Origin of the sequence: Haloferax namakaokahaiae, assembly GCF_042663225.1 — an archaeon.
GTDB classification, from domain to species: domain Archaea; phylum Halobacteriota; class Halobacteria; order Halobacteriales; family Haloferacaceae; genus Haloferax; species Haloferax namakaokahaiae.
The window spans coordinates 1-19,650 of the sequence record NZ_JBHTAA010000014.1 but is presented as its reverse complement, the minus strand read 5'-3'; the positions used below and the strand labels follow the sequence as shown (position 1 = coordinate 19,650).

General features: G+C 52.5%; 18 protein-coding genes and 1 pseudogene. 14 read left to right on the top strand and 5 right to left on the bottom strand.

Features of this window, described 5'->3' with window-relative positions:
* The first annotated feature begins 22 nt into the window (after window positions 1–22).
* The 3 genes and pseudogenes from ACFQJC_RS17265 to ACFQJC_RS17260 all read left to right on the top strand — a co-directional run bounded on the left by ACFQJC_RS17265 (window position 23) and on the right by ACFQJC_RS17260 (window position 2,288).
* The gene (locus tag ACFQJC_RS17265) at window positions 23–1,279 is read left to right on the top strand and encodes a phage NrS-1 polymerase family protein (protein WP_390225795.1); all 1,257 of its coding nucleotides are present in this window, start codon (window positions 23–25) and stop codon (window positions 1,277–1,279) included.
* 72 nt (window positions 1,280–1,351) lie between these two features.
* Window positions 1,352–1,801, top strand: a pseudogene (locus ACFQJC_RS18320) (DUF8030 family protein).
* A gap of 184 nt (window positions 1,802–1,985) precedes the next feature.
* Window positions 1,986–2,288 (top strand): hypothetical protein, encoded by a 303-nt coding sequence (locus ACFQJC_RS17260; protein WP_390225793.1) that lies wholly within the window; start codon window positions 1,986–1,988, stop codon window positions 2,286–2,288.
* Between the two features lie 125 nt (window positions 2,289–2,413).
* Here the strand turns inward: ACFQJC_RS17260 and ACFQJC_RS17255 are convergent, their stop codons facing one another.
* The 4 genes from ACFQJC_RS17255 to ACFQJC_RS17240 form a co-directional block, all read right to left on the bottom strand.
* Entirely contained in the window at window positions 2,414–2,923 is a 510-nt protein-coding gene (locus tag ACFQJC_RS17255) for a hypothetical protein (protein ID WP_390225792.1), read from the bottom strand.
* 146 nt (window positions 2,924–3,069) lie between these two features.
* On the bottom strand, window positions 3,070–3,882 hold the full coding sequence (locus ACFQJC_RS17250; protein ID WP_390225790.1) for a DUF6036 family nucleotidyltransferase: 813 nt from the start codon (window positions 3,880–3,882) through the stop codon (window positions 3,070–3,072).
* Entirely contained in the window at window positions 3,879–4,802 is a 924-nt protein-coding gene (locus ACFQJC_RS17245; RefSeq protein WP_390225788.1) for a helix-turn-helix domain-containing protein, read from the bottom strand. The genes ACFQJC_RS17250 and ACFQJC_RS17245 overlap by 4 nt, the downstream gene beginning before the upstream one ends.
* A gap of 346 nt (window positions 4,803–5,148) precedes the next feature.
* On the bottom strand, window positions 5,149–5,295 hold the full coding sequence (locus ACFQJC_RS17240; protein ID WP_390225786.1) for a hypothetical protein: 147 nt from the start codon (window positions 5,293–5,295) through the stop codon (window positions 5,149–5,151).
* Window positions 5,296–5,443: 148 nt separating this feature from the next.
* Between ACFQJC_RS17240 and ACFQJC_RS17235 the strand changes: the two genes are divergently transcribed.
* The 5 genes from ACFQJC_RS17235 (at window position 5,444) to ACFQJC_RS17215 (ending at window position 10,321) form a co-directional block, all read left to right on the top strand.
* Complete coding sequence (locus ACFQJC_RS17235; RefSeq protein ID WP_390225784.1) at window positions 5,444–6,295, top strand: DNA-binding protein; 852 nt, start codon at window positions 5,444–5,446, stop codon at window positions 6,293–6,295.
* Window positions 6,296–6,752: 457 nt separating this feature from the next.
* The gene (locus ACFQJC_RS17230; protein ID WP_390225783.1) at window positions 6,753–7,820 is read left to right on the top strand and encodes a hypothetical protein; all 1,068 of its coding nucleotides are present in this window, start codon (window positions 6,753–6,755) and stop codon (window positions 7,818–7,820) included.
* Window positions 7,821–7,986: 166 nt separating this feature from the next.
* The gene (locus ACFQJC_RS17225; protein ID WP_390225781.1) at window positions 7,987–8,733 is read left to right on the top strand and encodes a DUF429 domain-containing protein; all 747 of its coding nucleotides are present in this window, start codon (window positions 7,987–7,989) and stop codon (window positions 8,731–8,733) included.
* Window positions 8,734–8,815: 82 nt separating this feature from the next.
* Window positions 8,816–9,244, top strand: a complete 429-nt coding sequence (locus ACFQJC_RS17220) for an SWIM zinc finger family protein (protein ID WP_390225779.1) — start codon at window positions 8,816–8,818, stop codon at window positions 9,242–9,244.
* A 99-nt stretch (window positions 9,245–9,343) separates the two neighbouring features.
* The gene (locus ACFQJC_RS17215) at window positions 9,344–10,321 is read left to right on the top strand and encodes a transcription initiation factor IIB (protein ID WP_390225777.1); all 978 of its coding nucleotides are present in this window, start codon (window positions 9,344–9,346) and stop codon (window positions 10,319–10,321) included.
* Window positions 10,322–10,724: 403 nt separating this feature from the next.
* Here ACFQJC_RS17215 and ACFQJC_RS17210 read toward each other — a convergent pair whose 3' ends face one another.
* Window positions 10,725–11,636, bottom strand: a complete 912-nt coding sequence (locus tag ACFQJC_RS17210) for an endonuclease/exonuclease/phosphatase family protein (RefSeq protein WP_390225775.1) — start codon at window positions 11,634–11,636, stop codon at window positions 10,725–10,727.
* A gap of 269 nt (window positions 11,637–11,905) precedes the next feature.
* On the opposite strand from ACFQJC_RS17210, the gene ACFQJC_RS18315 reads away from it, so the two are divergent.
* The 6 genes from ACFQJC_RS18315 (at window position 11,906) to ACFQJC_RS17185 (ending at window position 19,497) form a co-directional block, all read left to right on the top strand.
* Window positions 11,906–12,274, top strand: a complete 369-nt coding sequence (locus ACFQJC_RS18315; protein ID WP_465261528.1) for a DUF7344 domain-containing protein — start codon at window positions 11,906–11,908, stop codon at window positions 12,272–12,274.
* A 162-nt stretch (window positions 12,275–12,436) separates the two neighbouring features.
* Window positions 12,437–15,331 (top strand): queuine tRNA-ribosyltransferase tRNA-guanine transglycosylase, encoded by a 2,895-nt coding sequence (locus ACFQJC_RS17205; RefSeq protein ID WP_390225773.1) that lies wholly within the window; start codon window positions 12,437–12,439, stop codon window positions 15,329–15,331.
* Window positions 15,332–15,413: 82 nt separating this feature from the next.
* Entirely contained in the window at window positions 15,414–16,448 is a 1,035-nt protein-coding gene (locus tag ACFQJC_RS17200) for a tRNA-guanine transglycosylase (protein WP_390225771.1), read from the top strand.
* A complete protein-coding gene (locus ACFQJC_RS17195) occupies window positions 16,445–17,341 on the top strand; it encodes a hypothetical protein (RefSeq protein ID WP_390225769.1) in 897 nt (298 codons plus the stop codon). The genes ACFQJC_RS17200 and ACFQJC_RS17195 overlap by 4 nt, the downstream gene beginning before the upstream one ends.
* On the top strand, window positions 17,341–18,498 hold the full coding sequence (locus ACFQJC_RS17190; RefSeq protein ID WP_390225767.1) for a BREX system ATP-binding domain-containing protein: 1,158 nt from the start codon (window positions 17,341–17,343) through the stop codon (window positions 18,496–18,498). The genes ACFQJC_RS17195 and ACFQJC_RS17190 overlap by 1 nt, the downstream gene beginning before the upstream one ends.
* A 276-nt stretch (window positions 18,499–18,774) precedes the next feature.
* Window positions 18,775–19,497, top strand: a complete 723-nt coding sequence (locus tag ACFQJC_RS17185) for a hypothetical protein (protein WP_390225919.1) — start codon at window positions 18,775–18,777, stop codon at window positions 19,495–19,497.
* Window positions 19,498–19,650 lie beyond the last annotated feature (153 nt).

The window sequence follows — 19,650 nt, the reverse complement described above, 5'->3', positions numbered from 1 at the left end:
TAGCCACAACTGAGATGAGACAATGATGAAGAAAACTACCAAATTCTTGATACAGGAAAAACTCCCAGCACAACTCGTCGAACGAGACCAGTGGGTATGCTGGCGAAGCGAGAAACGAGACGGGAAGAAAACGAAGATTCCGGTAGTCCCTGGAGAAGGCTCGTTTGCATCATCGACGAACTCAGAAACATGGTCAGATTTCGAGACGGCACTCTCTTTCGTGGCCAATGGGAGAGCGGATGGAATAGGGTTCGTGTTCACCACAGACGACCCAATCGTCGGCGTCGACTTGGACGATTGCCGAGACCCAGAGACCGGCGACGTCGAGGAAGACGCACAGGACATCATCGAACGATTCGACTCCTACACAGAGGTCTCACCATCGGGAACGGGTTATCACGTGCTCATCAAAGGAAATCTCCCGGAAGGTCGGAACCGACGTGGCCAGATCGAACTGTACGACACTGCACGATTCTTCACCGTCACCGGCGACCGCGTCGACGACACGTCCGGACAGGTCAAACGCCGACAAGACGCGCTCGAAGCGATTCATCGTGAATACGTCCAACACCACTCTGAGATAGAAGACCCCGAACGTGACGAACATACGAGCGTCAGGGGGGACTCTCAAACCACACCCACGGTCGACCTCGAAGATAACGAGTTACTCAAGAAAGCGAAGAACGCCTCGAACGGGCCGAAGTTCGAACGCCTGTGGAATGGGAATACTGCTGGCTACGACAGCAACTCGGAAGCAGACATGGCGCTGTGTTGTCTGCTGGCCTTCTGGACCGGCGGAGAAACGGCACAGATGGACACGCTGTTCCGACAATCGGGACTCCTTCGAGCGAAGTGGGACGAAGTCCACTACGCCGACGGATCGACGTACGGTGAGAAGACGATTGAGCGGGCGATCGAGGCGACATCGGAGTACTACGATCCCAGTCCAAGAGACGAATCGACGCAGGCGGAACTAGATCTGGAGTCAGAGGCCACCGACTTGGATACTGACGAACCCGACCGTCAGAGCGCCTATCTCGTCGAGAAGAACCAGTTGTTGTCTACTCGTGTCAACGAGCTTGAGGCGACGATTGAGCAGAAAGACGAGCGTATCGCAGAACTCGAAAGCCAGGTTGAGAACCTCAGTGCAGAGCTTTCGGCACGTAGTGACGAAGATAATCCTGAACAAGGACAACGAACCAGTGGCACCGAAGACAACTCAGACAATACATCGCTACTCGGCCGAACGAGACGCTTGTTCAGCGGGAACTCCGAGTAGCATCTGATAGCCGTCTCTGTTTTGTAGCCCCGTCAGGGGTGACGGGGCAACTTCTGTCCCTGGAGACAACGTATGCATTCCGAGCAACAGCAACACACACGTAGTAACGATCGACTGCTGAGCAATCCGGATCTATCTAACTCTCCGTGGTCAAACCTCCGACTGGCTGTCCCAAACGACCGCCACCGAACTTCGATTGTCGCGTTTGTCGAATGCGTTCTCGTAGAACTCACTCACGAGGACGTTGGTGCGGAGTACGTCTCATCGAGCGCGTTGGGAACAAAATGAACGCAGTTCATCGCAACTGATGGCGTTGCAGAGACCTTCTACAAGCGCCATTACGACGAACGTTTGGGGTGGCATGAGACGACAATTAGTCGGGAATCCGTTCGCAGCGAATTGGTTAATCGGCTTTCGCAGACGGGATCGATTGTGACCGACCGTAGTCACAGTGTTCCTGTTGCGGCGTACGATGTGTTCTGTGTGAAGCTAGCACGGCGACTCTACAATCGGCAACCTTAACCAACAAACAACAACCAAATATCAGACTTGTTGGTTAAGAGAACTGCACTTATACTGGTTTCTACACTCTGGTTCTGTTGAAATCCACGAAGGACCTCTTTGTAGGTGAGGTGCGTATGAGTCGATCGGTGGAGAAGTTCACAAAAGGTAACCTATTACTTCCCCAAAAAATAATTTTGATTTGATGACAACGACTGGCCAAGTTCCTGAGTTTGAGAGTCTGACTTGCATCGCCTGTGGAAACGACACTACACACTATTCAGTTGTAGAATTTGAATCTAGAGAACTCATTGACGGGCTTTGCTTGGACTGTGAAAATCCAGACATCTACCAGTGGAAGGAGGTTTCTGAGACATGTGTTGTCTGTGACGACTCTCCGGATTATGCACTTAATGCGGTGAAGCCTCATCCAGAGAACCCCAACAAGTCTACCTACGCTCCAGCGGCCAACGGAGTATTAGTTTGTGATGATCACCTAAGTGAATAGGTACAGTTCGGAGTGTGAATCTGGGATAGGTGGTGGATTAATATCCCAACTCGACATCTCTATTAACTAGAAGGGAAGGGCCTCTCTTTTGACTCCACAGGCCGTGAGAGTCAATGGACTAAGCTTCACGATTCTATGTTTTTAATTGGTTCACCCATCTGCCCCTGTAACACACCTCTTGCACCGTCATTGGCGGCATCAAGACTCTCCCAGTCTATCTCCCTTGGTTCTTGACCGTCAGGAATTGCTTTATCCTGAATAGACATAACGCCTAACCGAAATTCACGAAGGGCGTTCTCCATCTTCTCCTTCTCATCATCATTCAGATAAATTCCTGCCCTGGTCAGTAGTTGTTCATACTCGTTAAGATTAGAGACTACTTCCTCGTGATAGTCATCTCTGCTCACTGACTCGTTGTTTCTTTTATAGTAGTCTTCAATGGTACGATGACATTCATCAAGTGCAGAGTGGAGATCTGTTAGCGTTTTGACCTTGGGCCCCGCGTAAAACTCCGCATGTCGGCGCTTTGTTTCAGCCTTTTGCTGTTTATTCGTGGTGTAGACTTGAGTAATGGCGGTGATGGCTGACCCGGCAACACCACCGACGAATGCGCTAATAATCACATCAGATACCATACCCTGCACTTATCAACTTACTATGTTAATTCCCCGGAAACGATAGAAGTCCAACGGAGGTGGCGTGACAACCGAGCGCGATTCTAACTCATGACGGAACGGATAGAATGCCCAAGCCCGCTCGGTATCTCTTCTCAACTTCGCGGTCAGATAGTTGTTGAGCAACGTTCTACGCACCCATCGGTCACCGTGATTGCGTCTTTCTCTTCCAGACGTCTCACAATCTCCTGTACGTCCGCTACAGGCCAGTCGAGTTCCTGTTCCAGGTCAATCATCGACTTGGGTTCGTCAAGCGCGTGAAGCACTTCAAGCTCCTCGTAGACGCGTTCGGTAATCTCCGCAACGGGGTCGTGCAACGGTGTCGTCACGTTGTGTTGTTCGGTGAGATCGGTCAACGCTTCGTTGACGTACGTCACGAACAGTTCTTGGTCCAAGAGTTCGACCTGCGTCTCGAGTTCCGCTTCGACGACGTCGAACTCGAGGCCGGTCTGCATCAACGAGAACATATCCTCGATATCGTCCACCCGACCGGCAACCGCTTTGAAGAGGAAGATATCTTCTGGACTCACGAGCTCGACCACGAGATTCTCCGGGTCGAGATACCGTTCGCTCCGCTCACGAATGCCTGGAGACAGAATCAGCTTGCCGATCACCTGCTGGTTGAAAACGTCGATGCGACACCCGTCATCGTTCTCGAGGATACGCTGGGCACCAAGTTCTTCGTACTCTTCGTCCGGTTCCCGGACGATCTCGTATCCCAGCTCAATGAGCACCGCCTGTAGCTGACTCAGATCATCGCCGGAGGAGACGATGAGGTCGATGTCTTTGGTCGTCTCTTTGAGTCCACGAAACGCCATCGACCCACCGCCAATCAAGAAGACGGTGAGTGGGTTGTCCAGTTGCTGGCCGATGCGCTCGAGTTCCGACCGGATGTACGAACTATCAAACCTCGCCCTCATAGCGTCACCCCGTACTCCTCAGCCAGTTCCTGGAAGTCCTCCCACTCGGGAAGTCGGGACGTCCGCTGGGCACCGCTGGTGTCGAGATACGTGTAGAGGTCGTCGACGACGTCGTCGACGCCGTACTTGGTGGCTTGGGCTAGAAGTTCGCCACGGTCGATGTCGACGTGACTGAGCAGGAGCAGGCAGTATGACTGCGTTCGTGGGCCGGAATCAATCACGAGCATGTGACAGCACAACATCTCCGGGGAGAGCTCGCTCGTCGCTTCCGAATAGAGGTAGTATCGACGATCACGTGCCAACAGCGGGAGACCGTATCGCTGGAATTGGTCTGGTCCTGTCGGAATGAAGTGTTCGTCGGTGATCTCAGTCGGCGTCTGGACAAGGAACTCGTCGAGGGACTCCCACAGAATCGTGTAGGTGTCGGTCTGTGCTTCGACAGTCTGACGGTGGACGTGATGGGCAAGCTCACGAGCGAATACGCTCAGCTGTTCGAAGCCGTCGTTCAGTGCGTACGCCCCGTCGTCAGTTTGGTAGACGATTCCGCGATGCTGAAGCGGGGCAAGCGTACGGTGGACGGTACTTCGGTGGACGTCGGCGCGGCGTGCGAGTTCGGTCGCGGTCCGTGGGGTGTCGAGGTAGTAGCACACACGGAGGGCTGCCCCTGACAACAGCTCCGGCCAGTCGATGTGTGAATACTGCTGTGTGAAGTTCCTGAGTAACTCGAGGGCCTTTGCGTCCGACAGTCGAATCCGCTTTGTTTTCCCCTGTCGGTGTGTCTCGACGAGGCCAGCCGTTTCGAGCCGCTCGACGAGTTCTGAGATGTAGCTGAGACTCCGATTGAGATTCGTTGCGAGCTCAGAGACCGTCTGCTCACCGTGGAGGGCAGTGAGGGCGCGAACTTCGCCTTCTGTGAGCATACTGTTGCATACTAACGAATCAATATATAAATCAGTTCGGTATATTGCAACAGATGCCTGGCTCTGTCGAGGACGTCAGCATACCGGATGAAAGCCCTCGGCCGCTCGGCATCCCGCGACCACCGCTGCGCTCCTCGTGCCTGCGGTGCTTGCGGGGCCGGGGGACGACCGAGACGGCCTCGCCCTTTCTGAGTCCGCCAGGATGTCGGCTGTGTCACTAAGCGTCGAGAGTGGTTGAACGGTGTTTCTCTACGGCACGCCCCGCTCGCCGCCCTGTGCCCTCCGTGCTCACGACTCGCGTTGCTCGCTGTTCGCGACGAGCCGCTCCTGGTAGTCGCGTCTCGCTTCACTCGCAACATCCCGGTGCGCCAGCACCAAGCACGCTATCGGTCACGACGCCCTCGTAGACTCGGTCGTCGGACGCGAAACCGGCTTGTGTGCTGGCCGCTCGCTCCGGGCAGGGCGTTGCGCGCGGTGCTGGCTGGTGTCCCATCGTCGAGCGCACGCCTTCCGCGCCCTGCGGGCGCTCGTGAAGGCGCGAAAGGCGTGCGCAGAATCAGTTGGTAGAGGTCAGTGAGAGAGCCACAGCTGGAGAGTCGTGGTGTCGGAAGAAGACGCTGAGTAGGCGCCTCCGAACTACAATGAGTACTAAGAAGCAAATCGGTAATGAAGTTTCGCACTCCGAACACCCCCGAGCAGTCGTCGACGACGTGGTTGATGAGACGCCTGAGTTCCGAGCCACGGTTGAACTCGAAATTCAAGCCAAAGTTGACCTGAACAACCCGGAAGCCCAAGGACGGGGACTGACCCTCGCAGAAGAAGAGCGGATGGAAGCGCGTGAGTGGGAGATTGAACAGACGAAAACTCGGTGGGACCGGAGGCAAACGTCGAACCGGGAGGAACGGACGGCGACTGTGGCAGAACAGATGAGCATCGAAGCAACGAGAGAGTTCAAGAAGCGTGCCGGATGTGTGAATCGGTGGGCCGACCCCGATGAGGCAGACCCGCGTGAGCAACTCTCAGTTGAACAATTGGGCGAAGTGAACCGGGAGGCAGCGCGATTACTGACGAAACTCGATGGATGGTCGCGGTCGGCGATTAGCCGAAGATTGGCCGAAGAGGTCGCAGAAGGAAAGTCGATGATGAGCGCGGTGGTCGGCGTGTTCGAAGAGTTGCAACAGGCACCAAGTCAGGTGATTCCGATTGCGGCGGTCAGTGAGGTGAGTCGTCGAGAGGTCTCAATCTCTGGAACGGTGACGCAGTTGTGGGGGTCGTCGAATAGCGCAATTCAGCAGGTGGGACTCATCGAGGACGAGACTGGGAGAACAAAGTTCACTGTCTGGGCCAAGTCGGACCAACCGGTTGTGAGAGAAGGCGAGCGTGTGACGATGCGGAACGTCGCGAAGAGTTGGTATGGGGGTCGCGTCTCAGTGGCTGCGACGGGATGGTCGGAACTCTCGTTCCCAGAGCGCGAGGCGTGGTGGGCTGAGTAGGCGTCGCAAGCGGCTGTTTTCTTTTTTGTGAGTCCACCAACCCAGACCACTCCTCCCCACCCACCGCTCCGTGCTCGCGCCGGCGACGTTGTCGCCACCGACGCTGTGCGCGCAGCCACGACCTCGGGAATTTGGATACGTATGTTGTGGTGACGCTGACCTAAGACGATTCAGCCAATATCTCGAGATTTGTTCAAACGGACCACTTGACGGATAGGTTATTTACACCTACAATATTCTTCTATAGAAGATGCCATCTCCCCTATCGACACTCATCGAACCTGCCGTCTTGATGTATTCTAAGGAGTATCTATTGCCGACAGAATCGACTGAAGGCCATGCAGTTGTCGACACTCAGTTCGCAGTAACTAATTGGGGTTTGACACCCGTTCCTACCGACGTTCGAGAACGTCTAGAACCGATGGCTCCAATTCGTCTTTCGACTGGTGAGCCCGATATGTTAGTGGCTCTCCCAACAGAATCGAGCTATCATACGGTTGGGGATATCAACCTCATGTCTCCCCCACTTGCTGCGATCGAAGCCAAGGGAAAGACAAGCAATTCAGCAGCGATTTCCGAGGCAATCTCTCAAGCCCATCGTCATTTCGAAGAGGTGAATATCTCTATTGCTGCCGTACCGAAATCCGACATCGAACGGTGGCACAAACAGTTAGCGAGCGATCTCAACGTTGGGTTACTCGGTGTCGAATCTGATGGTACTGTGACCGTAGAGGAAACGCCTCGAATCGCCGCAGCAGCGGCAGTTCCGATTGGTGACCGTATTCGCTACAATGCCCAAATCGGGACACCAGAACTGACCAAATTAACGAAGAATAGCCCAAAGAACCCACTCGGGTATGCGGTTTGTGTGGCAGCAGATGGCGAGACGGATGCTCTCTGTGAAGAATACGTGATTTCATCTGTGGCAGACTGTCGACTAGACGCACGTTCTCTGGGCCTTATTGTGGACGGCGTAGACGGCGGAAAACTCACTCCGCTCGGACAAACTGTCGTTCATGCGCTGATCGACGCATATGGTAGTCTCATCGAGGTTCTTGAAGTAGTCAAAAGACTCCGACGGAAGGCGAAGCCCCTGATCCAAATGGAACCCATACTGGGACTCATGGCGCGGTGGGTTGTTCTCGAGTACCCGGGCACGAGAGAACTCATCGACGTAATTAATCATTTGATGGAAATTACCGAAACAGAGCCATCACTGGAACTCGTTGCAAAGGAACTGGCATCCAGGAGTCCTGACCTCGCTGTTGAACTCTTTGTGAATCAACGAAAGATGAGCACCGAGTTTTCTGACGGTGAAGTATTTGATTCAGATGGGGACATTCGTCCGTCGATATTTGAGGAAAAATCGATTTACCATACGAATACAATATTTCAGTACAAGGCCTTCCTCGTGAATGCTGGAATCCTCACAGAGTACGGTGTCGATAGTCAAGAAAAGCTAAACCCAAAAACGGAGATGTGGGCACTTAGATCGCCTCAATACTCGTGGAGACAGTTTGACTAAATAGGACTTCTGGCTACTGGCGCGACGAATGGTATCTATAGTTAACGCTGATCCTAGCTCATCACCAATGCTGCAAGTACCGCAGTCTGCTCACAATCTCCAACTGATGAGTAATCCGTGGGCAGATTGATATCGCATTTATGTACCTCTGTTGAGTCGTTCCTGTATGACTTCCTACATCGGTGTGGATTGGGCAGGTAGTTGCTGGCTGGTAGTCAAAACAGGTGACGAGACCTACGTAACCACTGAGCCATCGGTTTTCAACGTATGGTACGAACACGGAAAGAACGAGGATGTGCAATCGATACTTGTCGACATCCCGATTGGGCTTCCAGAAACGGAAACGAGAGTCTGTGATCAAGAAGCCAGCGAGATGCTCAGTAGTCGGTCAAGTACGGTCTTCTCGATTCCTTCACGTGACGTCGTCGAGACCGACGATTACAATGATGCCCGGTCGAAAAATGGTGACTCCTTAGGTAGCCAGAGTTGGTGGTTGTTCCCTCGAATCCGTGAAGTCGACGTTTTCCTCCAAGATCACGAAGAGGCACGAGACAAAATATTCGAGAGCCATCCCGAGGTTTGCTACGCAGCATTAGACGGTAAGGAACTCTCGTCCAAGGGTGGTGATGGTGGTATTGATGAACGCTTGGACGTACTTGACAACGGTAGTGACCTGTTTGAAACAGTCAAATCAGTTGTCAATGAACGACGTGATGGTGCTGAATGGCACGACCGGATTTCGAAAGGCCGTATCGACGACGTCATCGACGCTGCGGTGCTTGCACACACTGCACAACTGATAGACTTGCAACCACGTAGTGACAAGGCCGATTATCCAGCGCTCCCTGAGGACCCCGAAAACGACGAGAAACTTGGTGTTCCAATGGAGATCGTATACCCTGGCGCTTACTAGATTGAGTCTGAACTGCAGTGGCCTGTTGATTTATTAGCGCCTCAGTGCGTGAGGCGCTCTATACTGGGCGCTTCGAAAAACCATGTCCGAATCCCTACTTGCAAGACTCGATCCAACGAAGCGCGTCCTGAAACGAGCCCAATACGAGGCATTCGAATTCTCACTGTTCGACGGTGATGTGCTTGTCCGTAATGCGAGCTACGCCGACCCCGAAAATCATGAATACAACGTACGAATGGTCGACGGTGTACCGACAGCGTGTGAGTGCCCTGCTGATGAGAGGTACACTGGCCCGTGCAAACACCGCGTCGCCGTTGCTATTCGGCGTCCGATCGTCGATGCTGTCGAGCGAATACAGATGGTCGCAGACGGAGGTGTAGTGAGTAACGAACAACCGGAACCCGAAGTTGACGACGACTCAAAACCTGAAGATTGCGACTGTGACGTTCTTGATGACTACTTCCCGTGCTGGGCGTGTGTTGACAGTGGCCGACGTGAACTCCCTGAGTGAGTCTGTTGTCGAATCGGTCGGACAGTAGCGCAACGACCGCAGTATTTTATTTTCCCTGAAGGGGTGCGGGGCGCACAAAGAGTGCCTTGCAGATGACCAATGGCAACGAGAGATATCTACGAGAGTGGCTTCGACGAGGATGTACCGGCTAGCACGAACAACACCTGCCCAGATTGCGGCGGTTGCGTGAGAACAAACACGCTCGAAACCCTCTGCGAGGAGTGTGGACTCGTCATCGACGAGTATCAAATTGACCATGGCCCAGATTGGCGATTCACTGCAGGGGACGAGGAGAGTCAACGAAGAACTGGTGCCCCACTGACGCCGACCCGGCATGACCGTGGCCTCTCATCCGAAATCGGTTACAAACGAGATGCCTCAGGGCGGACTCTTTCCGGGAAGAAACGGCAACAGATTGCTCGATTGCGTCGTGAACAGTCCCGTGGACGGTTCCAGTCGAAAGCTGAAGCGAATCTTGCTCATGGATTGGGTGAAGTACGTCGTATTGCAGGCGCTCTTGAGTTGTCCGAATCGACTCGTGACCAGGCTTGTCGACTCTTCCGCAGTGCCCAGAACGAGGACCTACTTCGTGGTCGGTCAATCGAGGCAATTGCAGCAGGTTGTGTCTATGGGGCCTGCCGATGTAATGCCGTACTTCGAACGCTACCCGACGTTGCGGGATTAGCGCGTGTTGAGCGGTCGAGGGTGACAAACGCATACCAAACGTTGAATACAGAACTTGGCCTTCCAATACAACCGATTCGTCCGAGTGAGTTCGTTCCTCGACTTGCGTCCGAACTCAAAATCCCAGAGAGCCCCCGTCGACGAGCACGTGATTTAGCAATGAAAGCAGAGGCTGTAGGTCTCACGACGGGCCTCAACCCATCTGGTTTCGCAGGTGCGTGCCTGTACAAAGCGAGTTGTGATGCAGATTTACACCTTACACAGTCAGAAGTCAGTCGAGTAGCGAACGTGTCCGTAGCAACGATTCGAAGCCATCGGGATACATTAACCGAGTCCAGTGATATCATTGTAACCGCTACCGAAGCTTCAAGTCTTGAACAACCATCGAGTTGAAACATGAGTGGACATCATTCCGGCACGATTCATTTTGAGTCTGCAGCGGAGGTTCGAGATTTCGTAAGTGAACACTTCGAGGACTATCGATCAGTCGCTGAGCAGTACGACTCGTATGAGGCAGCAACTGCTCTCCAGGCAGACTTCGACCTCTGTCCGTGGAGCATTGCAACGCAGTTCGAATCGCCTGTCCCGTTCGACGAATTAGCTGGCCCTGATCCGACTGACGCGGTCAGCCATTTGTCGACACTGTGTCTCGAGGAAGTGATTGCTGAACTATTGGATCAAGACTAGTGATTCTGCTGAATAGACTGATTTGACCCTGGCGAGAACTCTCTTCAGTGAGCGTTTGATGAGTCCGTGCTGAATATTGGTTTCGTATCGGGAATCGGTACTCGTTAGACTACAAACCAAACGTAGAGATCATCGGGGCGTGGTCGCTACAGGCGAAGCCTTCCTGATCGTAAATACATGCTTGCGGGTTCAATTCAGTAGATGCGATCATATGGTCAAATCGTTTCCCTTCAATCTCCCCTGGTGAGACTGCTAATGGGTCATCTGTTTGCGTGGCGTGACTTACGTCCAAAATATCGAGGTCACCATACCCATGCTGTTCTCGAAACACATCCACCATTCCCTTCTCTTCCAGCCCAGTGAGGATATTCAGCTCTGCTTCTCCCCAGCGACGAGCAACTTCTCCCTCTTTCTCATGCCGCCATGGGATGGTGGTTCCATCCGATAGCTCTCTATCAGGTGCATTGAAATCGCCAGTCAGGATGCACGGAGACTTGCTCCCCTTCAAGACCCTGTGAAATGTGTTCTCGAGAATCTTGACCTTCTCCTCGCCATGCATACTCCCTGGAACTGCGCGGACGTTCCAAATCTCGAGTGTTGAGTCTTCGACTTCAATCTCGGTATGAAGGATTTTCTCTGGGAGATTAGTGGACCAATCCTTCAGATCCGAACCATCCCACGGACCATACCGAATACTCGGATGCAACCGGGTGAGGTTTTCCCCTCTGAATTCGTCGTGAACGGCAGTGAGATTCCCGTTCACGTGGCTGTAGTCTTGATGTGGTGGGATATCGCTTTCCCCTAATTCCTCAGCCCAGTCGAGCGTGTGTACGATCTCTGAATATCCAACCTCTCTCAATTCTTTTATCCACATGTCACGCCGATACCGACTGACCTCGTTGAGTGCGATAATGTCTGGACAGTTCGCGTTCTCTTCGATGTATTGAACCTGGTCTTCGATCCGTTCAATCGGCGTGTACTTCGGAAATGCGCCTTGTACATTCCAAGATAGGACGTCCATTCTAGTCTCTTTATCTCAATCTACTACCATAATTGGTGGCGCCAAGATAGACATCTATACAGCACACAGTTTGTGTTATTTGTTGATAATCTCAACAGGTCCATCGAACATTCCCGACTGGTGTTCTGCGTATACGTTTTTTTGACGCCTCCAACGGGTGGAGGCGTACCAATGACTATCCAAAAAATTTCGAATTGGACTGTTTCAGTAGTACCGACACACCTAGAATATCGAAGTAGACCGCCCATCCGACCGGGAGGTTGTCAGAGATGAGTCTTCGAGTAGACGAGATAAGTGAGGCCGACATCTTCAGTTTGCTAGGCAATCGACGTCGATTACTCGTTGTCCGTTACCTTTCTCTGTTCGAATGTGGAACGAGAGTGAGCGTTCGGCACGTCGCACGAGTAATCCGCGGTGCTGAAACCGGCACACCACCGAGTCGAGTGACCACTAGTGAGTACGAATCAGCTTACAACGGCCTCATCCAAAATCATCTTCCGAGGATGGCTAATCATGAACTCATCGTGTATGACGAGCGGAGCAAGGAGGTAGTCGTTACACCAAAAGTAAATCAATACGCTTGTCTCGCTTCTGCTACCGGAGTCATTAGATGGTTCACTCAGCTGTCTGAATCCTAGATACGTCTCTCAATTCTGGGTCAATATATCCGAAGTGTCCTTCTCTACAGAATCTTGAAAGAACACCTGAAGAATCCTCATCATGTCCTCTACCGTCCAGAAGAAGAGAAAGAGACATACATAAGGTGAGATGGTATTATGACTAACAAGGTGATCTAATCTGTGCGATTCTACGTTCCAGAATGGGACGACGCTGTCGATGCTCACTATGATTTCGAGCACGACGAACTCTCTACTGTCGACCGGACTGAGCGTGAACTCAGCTATATCTGGGATATTTTCGAGTACGACACCACTCCAATCGATGGGGTTCTGATTTCCCGAGAACAGGTCGAAGAATCGATCCGGAAATCTGAGCGACTGCGCAAGCACGGCGTTTACGACGACCCAGTTCTCTCTATCCCAGACTGGCTCCCGACCATCAGCGACTGCGGTGCGTGGGGCTACAAATCTCTCCCGTTCCCCCCGTACGACAACGCAGAGATGTTGGAATTCTACGAGACACTCAAAGTCTCTGTTGGCGTCACCATCGACCATCTCGTCTTGGGGTCTGGAAAAGACAAGGGGCGTCTCTATCTCGACAAACGTGCTCTTGGTGACGGTTTTTCGAAGTCCGACATACCAGACAAGATAACTGACGTCGTAGATTTGATGATCGACGAGTGGCCCGATGAGTGGCCAAGTTACGTCGGTGAATATGAGCCAAGCATTCGCACAGATGCTTCCGTTACTCCATTTACGCAGTCTGATTTTGAGGGCGACGTTGATGTTGTTCTCTCTGAGTTAGCAGAAGATTCGCGTGCAGTCTATCGTGCTGACGATGCAGCGTTCCGGTACGAGCTCACGCTCAACAACGCGCAGGAGATGTACGACCAGTACCACGCAGACGACTACTCGTTCCGTTTGATGGTCGCTATCCAGGGGTGGGACCCAGAATCCTACGTTGAGGCACTCGAACACGTTCTCGGGATTGGATACGACTACGTCGGAATCGGCGGGGTCGCAGGCAGTCCAATCCACGACGTCAGAAAAATTGTCAAAAGCGTCGGCAAGTCTGTTAAAGAATTCGAGCGTGAACACACCCGACGCATCGATACACACGTTTTTGGGTTCGCAAAGACTGAAGGATTCGATACTGTTGGGCGCTCTGGAATGACGAGTTTCGACAGCGCAAGCATGCTCCGTTCGGCGTGGACCGGTGGCGACAACTACCGACTCGATCACGACGAGCGCTACGATGCGATTCGTGTTCGGTATCCATCAAACCGTGATTCGTTGGGCGAGGCTGTCCAAAAATCACTCCGTGGACGAGAGACGCTCGTTGCCTTACGTGCATACGATGCTGAGGAGTCAATTACGGATGCTGTCCACGCCTGGCATGAGAAGGCAGTTAGTATCCTTCCAAAAACTCGTGAGTACCTTCGAGAACACCGCCTCGACGATCAATATGACCTATCGCTCCTCGGGGACATTGAAGAAGTCCTCCGTGATGACTTCGAGTACGCTCGCGAATTACAGGCTAGCTTTAGCGGCATCCTGAGAGGGAAGATTGTGAAACTCCTGCGAAAGGACGGCCCAGAAAACCCACTCCCATTCGCTGAGTACGAGGAACTTCTGAACACTGCTGAAGACGAGTTTTCCAACTTTCCGCGAACGCCTAATCTCGTCGACGAAGCAGGTTCGGACCCATACGATGAGATTTGGGCTGTCGTCAAAGACTATGCCACGTGGATTGGCGATGACGACTTGCTGGAGGCCTACCAGCGAACACTTGCTAATCGCCCGTGGGAGAAATGTGAATGTCCGATTTGTGAGGAGCACGGAGTTGAGGTGTGCATCTTCCGCGGAAACGATCGAAACAGGCGCCGTGGGTTCCACAACACACGCCGCTTCTACGATGAATTCACCGATGCGATTCCGAAAATCCTCATCGCGATTCAGGGTTCGGCGGGACTCAGCAAGTACGACACAATCGAATCCTACCTCCGAAGTGAGGAACCGGAGTTCTGGAAACAGGTCCACGACCTTCCTGTCGCCGAAATCGGTGTCTTTGATGCTGAGGGTGTCTCTGAATGGTGGACAGAAACCAACAACAGTGTCTCGTTTGCGCCAACTCGAATGGCGGATAACCTGCAAGAGGAGTCGCAGCGGTACCTACACCTCTTCCTCGTCACTCCAGATGGTGACGTAGACCCTGCAGTCTCCGAGGGTATCGAATCGACCAACTGCGAGTTACACACGTTCGCTGATTCTGCTGCACTTCGGAGAGACGTACTCGAAACATGTGGCGAGGATTACGTTGTTGGTGACGACTTTATTCCGCACGCTCCCGAAGCGAATCCCGCTAATGGGCTCAACGTTCTCGTTGTTGACCAGTGTTCGGGTAGTAAGGAGTTCCCGGATGGGGCGCCTGTATTCGACGCAGAGGAGACGCTCAAATTCTCGCGAGAAGAACTGCTAGAAGGAGATAATGTTCCTGCTATCGCAGCCCGTGACCTCTACACTGGCCGTCAACAAAACTACGTCAGCGAAGCAGTCCGAAGACTGAGAGATGACGGCCATCAAGTGTCTCGCTACTTCATCAGCGCCGGTTTCGGATTAGTTTCGGAGGACGAATCGCTACCACCGTACGAAGTGACGTTCAGTTCGATGAAGGTTGCCGAAATCCGTGACCGATCCTCGCAGTTACAAATTCGGCCAGACCTCGAAAAAGTCCTCGACGAAGGTGACTTCGATGTTGTATTCTTCACCCTTGGCAAGGACTACTACAACAGCATCGATATCGACTCGATGATACAGAGAATTCGTGCAGACCAGATTGGCGTCGTATTCAATCGGGAAATCGTCGACAAGCAATTCGACAACATCGTGTCCGTTGCTGCCCGAACAGAGGACGCTAAAAATCACGGTACAATTGTCATCGGCCTGAAAGGGGTATACCTCAAAAACTTCGCTCGACGTGTTGGGGATATTGATGTACTAGACCCCGGACTAATCGAAACGCTATGTCGGAAGGTGGAAGAAGCACCGACTCAAGCGGCACTCGAACAATATTAGCCTTCAAAGGGTCTGCTTCTCGCAAAATTCTGTCTATTTGGCTCATATCTAAGCAAGCTAACAGCCTATCCGGGTGGGAGGTATGCTATACAGACGACGAACAATCGATCTCCCTCACGGGAAACTAAACACACCTGTTCTCTTTCCGGTTCGGAATATCGGAAAACGGTCAAGTGACAACACACCACCGTATGTGGGGTCAATACCGGATTTGCCGGTGGCGATGATCAACACACGGGCAATACGCAACCGCACACCAATGTGGGAGCGGTTGACGAACGGCGTGACACTCCGAGAGGAAATGCGTGTCCCCGAAGAAACAATTGTGTTTGCAGACAGTGGCGGATTCGACTTCAGTTCAGGACAAGTCGACACTACCCCAAAAAAAACACTTGCGGCACAGCGTCAACTCGATGCAGATATTTTTGGTACGGTTGACATTCCCCTTTCTCGAGAGAATCGTGCAGCGGAAAACCACCGCCGTGTCAATCAGAGCATCGAATATGCACTCGAAGCGAGTGATCAACATTCTGGGGATGCGTTGTTATTCGCTAGTGTTCACGGATACGACCCCGAAACGGTTCGAAACTGCATCGCCCATCTAGAGAAGTACGGCGAATTTGATGGCTATGCGCTTGGGAGTATGGTCCCCATACGGACAGATTACAAAAAAGTCACAAAACTGATCTTAGCAGCACGAACGTCTACGGACAAGCACCTTCACGTGTACGGCCTTGGAGGTCTCGTGTACCAACCACTTCTTCTCTATCTTGGTGTTGATAGTTTCGATTCATCTGCATTTATTCGCGGGGCAGGAAATAGAAATTATCTAATACCTGGATTTGGCGGGGAAGAACTCCAAGATATCGAGCGGTTAGAGCGACTCCCGTGTCCATGCCCGGTTTGTGGCACTCGAACATTAGACGATATTCGAGAAGACCGTTCTGCGTTAGTCCAACACAATCTTTGGGCGTTAGCGACAGAATTGCGTCGATTCGAGTATGTTGCTGAATCTGGTCGCGACATTGAGGACTATCTGGACCTCCGGTTCCAGGGTAACGAGGTGACGAGACGTGCTTACTCAACTGCAAAACAGCAGGTTCGGAGGCTCACATGAGCGACGAACGGCCGACCATCCGCCCTGTTACTCTGAGTCGTCTTGTAGAACTCACCTACGCGTGTGAAGACGTACTCAAGTCAACAGAGGACCTTGCGGACATCCTCGATGTAAACCACCGTAGAGCCCGAGAAACTATTCTTGAGGCGACGAGGATCTCACTGTTATCTGAAAGCGAGGATAATGACGACTTCGTCTACATAACCACAAGCATCGGGAAGTCGTTCTTGGACGCAATTCGAGCAGAAAACTGGATGAAAGCGAGTTCGATTCTCGCTGTCCGAAGTCCGCATTACGGTGCATTTCTGCAAGCACTCGAAGAAATGGAACACTCTGACCTTGAATCGCTCTTAGAACATCTTGAAGAGACCCAGCAGTACACTCCATACTCGTTTAACCAAACTGGTATCGAGATTGTTGGAGATTGGGCCGAGCGGTTGGGGAGTGTTCAACGGAATGCGTTCACCGGTGATTACTATCTCTCAAAGGGAACTGAAGTCCCAAGCAACTTCCACTTTATATTACTAGACGCCTACGACACCCTCGAACAGACTGCAGGAATCAACTTGCGTCAACGCTACCTCTCGATTCCACGACTTCGGGAGGAGATCTGCGAACGAATTGGTTGTCGAAGGCGTGATTTCGACGAAGCAGTGCTCGAACTATGTCAGCAGAATGTTGGGAAACTCGAACTCTCTGGTGCACCGATGGATACCGGTGCGAAGGATGCAACGCTTGGAATCAAACAAATCGAACTCGCTGACGAAGGCCCGCTAATCACGACTTCGCAGTCAACTCAGCGGGTCATGGCAGGCGTCGAATTGTACGGGAAGAAATACTACTATCTCGCGGTCCACGAACGCGATATCTCATTCAAACAGGAGACACACTAATGTCCAGTAACTTCAACATCACAGACCAGCAGCGCGATTACTCACAATACGGCCTCAGCGGAAACCCATTCCCATACAGTCCGGTCCCAGCAGAAAACCCCGAAATATTCTGTGGACAGAATCATGTATCGGAGAAGATCAGCTCAACAGTTTCTTCGGTACTGTCGACTGGCAAGTCGAAGCACCTCGTGGTCACAGGGAAATATGGGAATGGAAAGTCGCACACGCTGAAATACACGCGCTCATTACTTCGAGACCGCGACGACGTGATTGTGGGCTATGTTGCCCAACCGGGAGAAGGGTTCCTCGATATCTACCACGAGTTCGTTTACGACCTTGGGTTCACCCATCTCCAGAACTTGTCGTACGAGTATCTAGCGTCGATCGCCCGAGAATGCACTGACGAGTCACCGGGGAGTGCAGTGGAGATGAGGTCACTCATCGACGAAGGGGATGTTTTACTCCCCGAAATCGTTCCAGAGGCAATCAGGCAACTGAGCGATATCACGAAATTCGCCGATTTTGCCCGTGCGATTGTCCACATGATATACGAAGATACCAACCTCTACGCCTGGCAGTGGCTCACAGCAGAGGGAATTCGGTACGAGCAGCGCAAAGAGATGGAGATACACAGTGCGCTCGACGACGACACAATGGGTGTCCGGGCCTTTACTGCACTCAAGAATATGCTCCTCGAACTCGGGTATACGGCTGTATTTGTCTTTGTAGACGAGTTCGAGAGCATCGCTCGTCTATCCCCAAAACACGAGCAGGCGACGCTCAACAGTGTCCGTCATCTCATGGACCAGAATAGTTCTGGACTTTGCTTGCTCTTTGGTTGTGCTCCAGAAGTCTGGCAGGACGTTATGAGCGAGTATCACGCATTTAGCGAGCGTATCGGTCAGGAGGTGACTCTCAAGCCATTAACCAGCGATCACCTGTACGATCTCATTGAAGATTATCTCGCCTTAGAACGCCTGTCCAAGGATGATGGGACTGGTCTTCGGCCATTTACTGAAGAGAGTTTGAATATGATTCTCCAGCGATCTCAAGGGAATGTTCGCCAAATTTTAGCACTCTGCAGCCGTCTCCTTGACGACGCCACGGACGCTGATTACGACGTTATTTCTACGGAGGTTGTTGAACAGGCCCTCTAAGGGGTAGAGTTGGTTTAGGTTTGAACAGTTCCACTTGGTCTATCTCTTCTACTCCTATTATGTCGAAAATCGCGGTTCGACCCCGTTTCGGTTCATGGACGAGGTGAACAGAGCGTACACGACCAAGACTATTTGTCTCGCAGTGGAAGGTGGTCGTATCTATTCATGAAGCTGTATCCATCGACGCCTCAACTCGTAGCTGCCCCCGAAGAGTTGCTGTCGAGTGGTCATCTGTGGCTCCGTGAGTACGTCGTTGGACCTCGGTTGCGGTTTCAGATGAAACCGTCGGGGCTTCTGGTCTTCGGAGACCGAGAACGGGTCTTCGAAGACGTACCACCGCCGTACGAACATGCTGTTCGGCACGTTCGAGAGCAGTTCGACCGTGATGCGTTCCACGACGCTGTCGACGACCCGTCAGCGTACGTCTTCTTCGGTGTAGCACCATGTAACGTCGGTATCGACTACGACTGGGACCGAATTCCACCGTTTCTTGGCCGTGCCGTCTGGAACGAAGACAAAGAGCGACTCCTCCCCATCGACAAAGCTGAACGAGTGTTCGAACGTCTGGGACTCACGCCAATGAACTCCTTCCAGAAAGAGGTGAACGTCCGAGATTTCCATCCCGAGCGATTCGAGATTCCCGAATCTGCATGGTACAGCGGACCTGCCGCAGGTGTGGTTATCGAGAACCGACGTGGTGGAACCGCACTCATCCAAGAGATAGTAGTCGACGAAAAGAGCAACTATGAGCCAATCCAAGGTGAGCCAACAGCAGTCTCCAACGACCTTGTAACCAAGGCACGAATCAGTCGGGCAATCGAAGCCATCGAGACCCACGGAAAAACGGCCACGACTACCGAAGTTCACGCACGTGTGTTCGAGATGGTTGTTCGAGAGGAGTACGTCCGACTCGACCAGGGAAGCATCGATTGGAAGACGTTACGGTCCGCAGTAGGGTCGGCCGTCGCTGAAAGACTCGGTGAGTTGGCCGATAGTTGAGCCGTCAGTCACCCACTTTTCGAAGCCAGTATTCACCTATTCAGCACACAATTCCGGAAATACACTCCACAATTTCGGAGCGTAGTTTTCAAGAGAAGTAGCGGGAGGTAGATTTGAACTACCGATCTCCGGGTTATGAGCCCGGCGGAATCT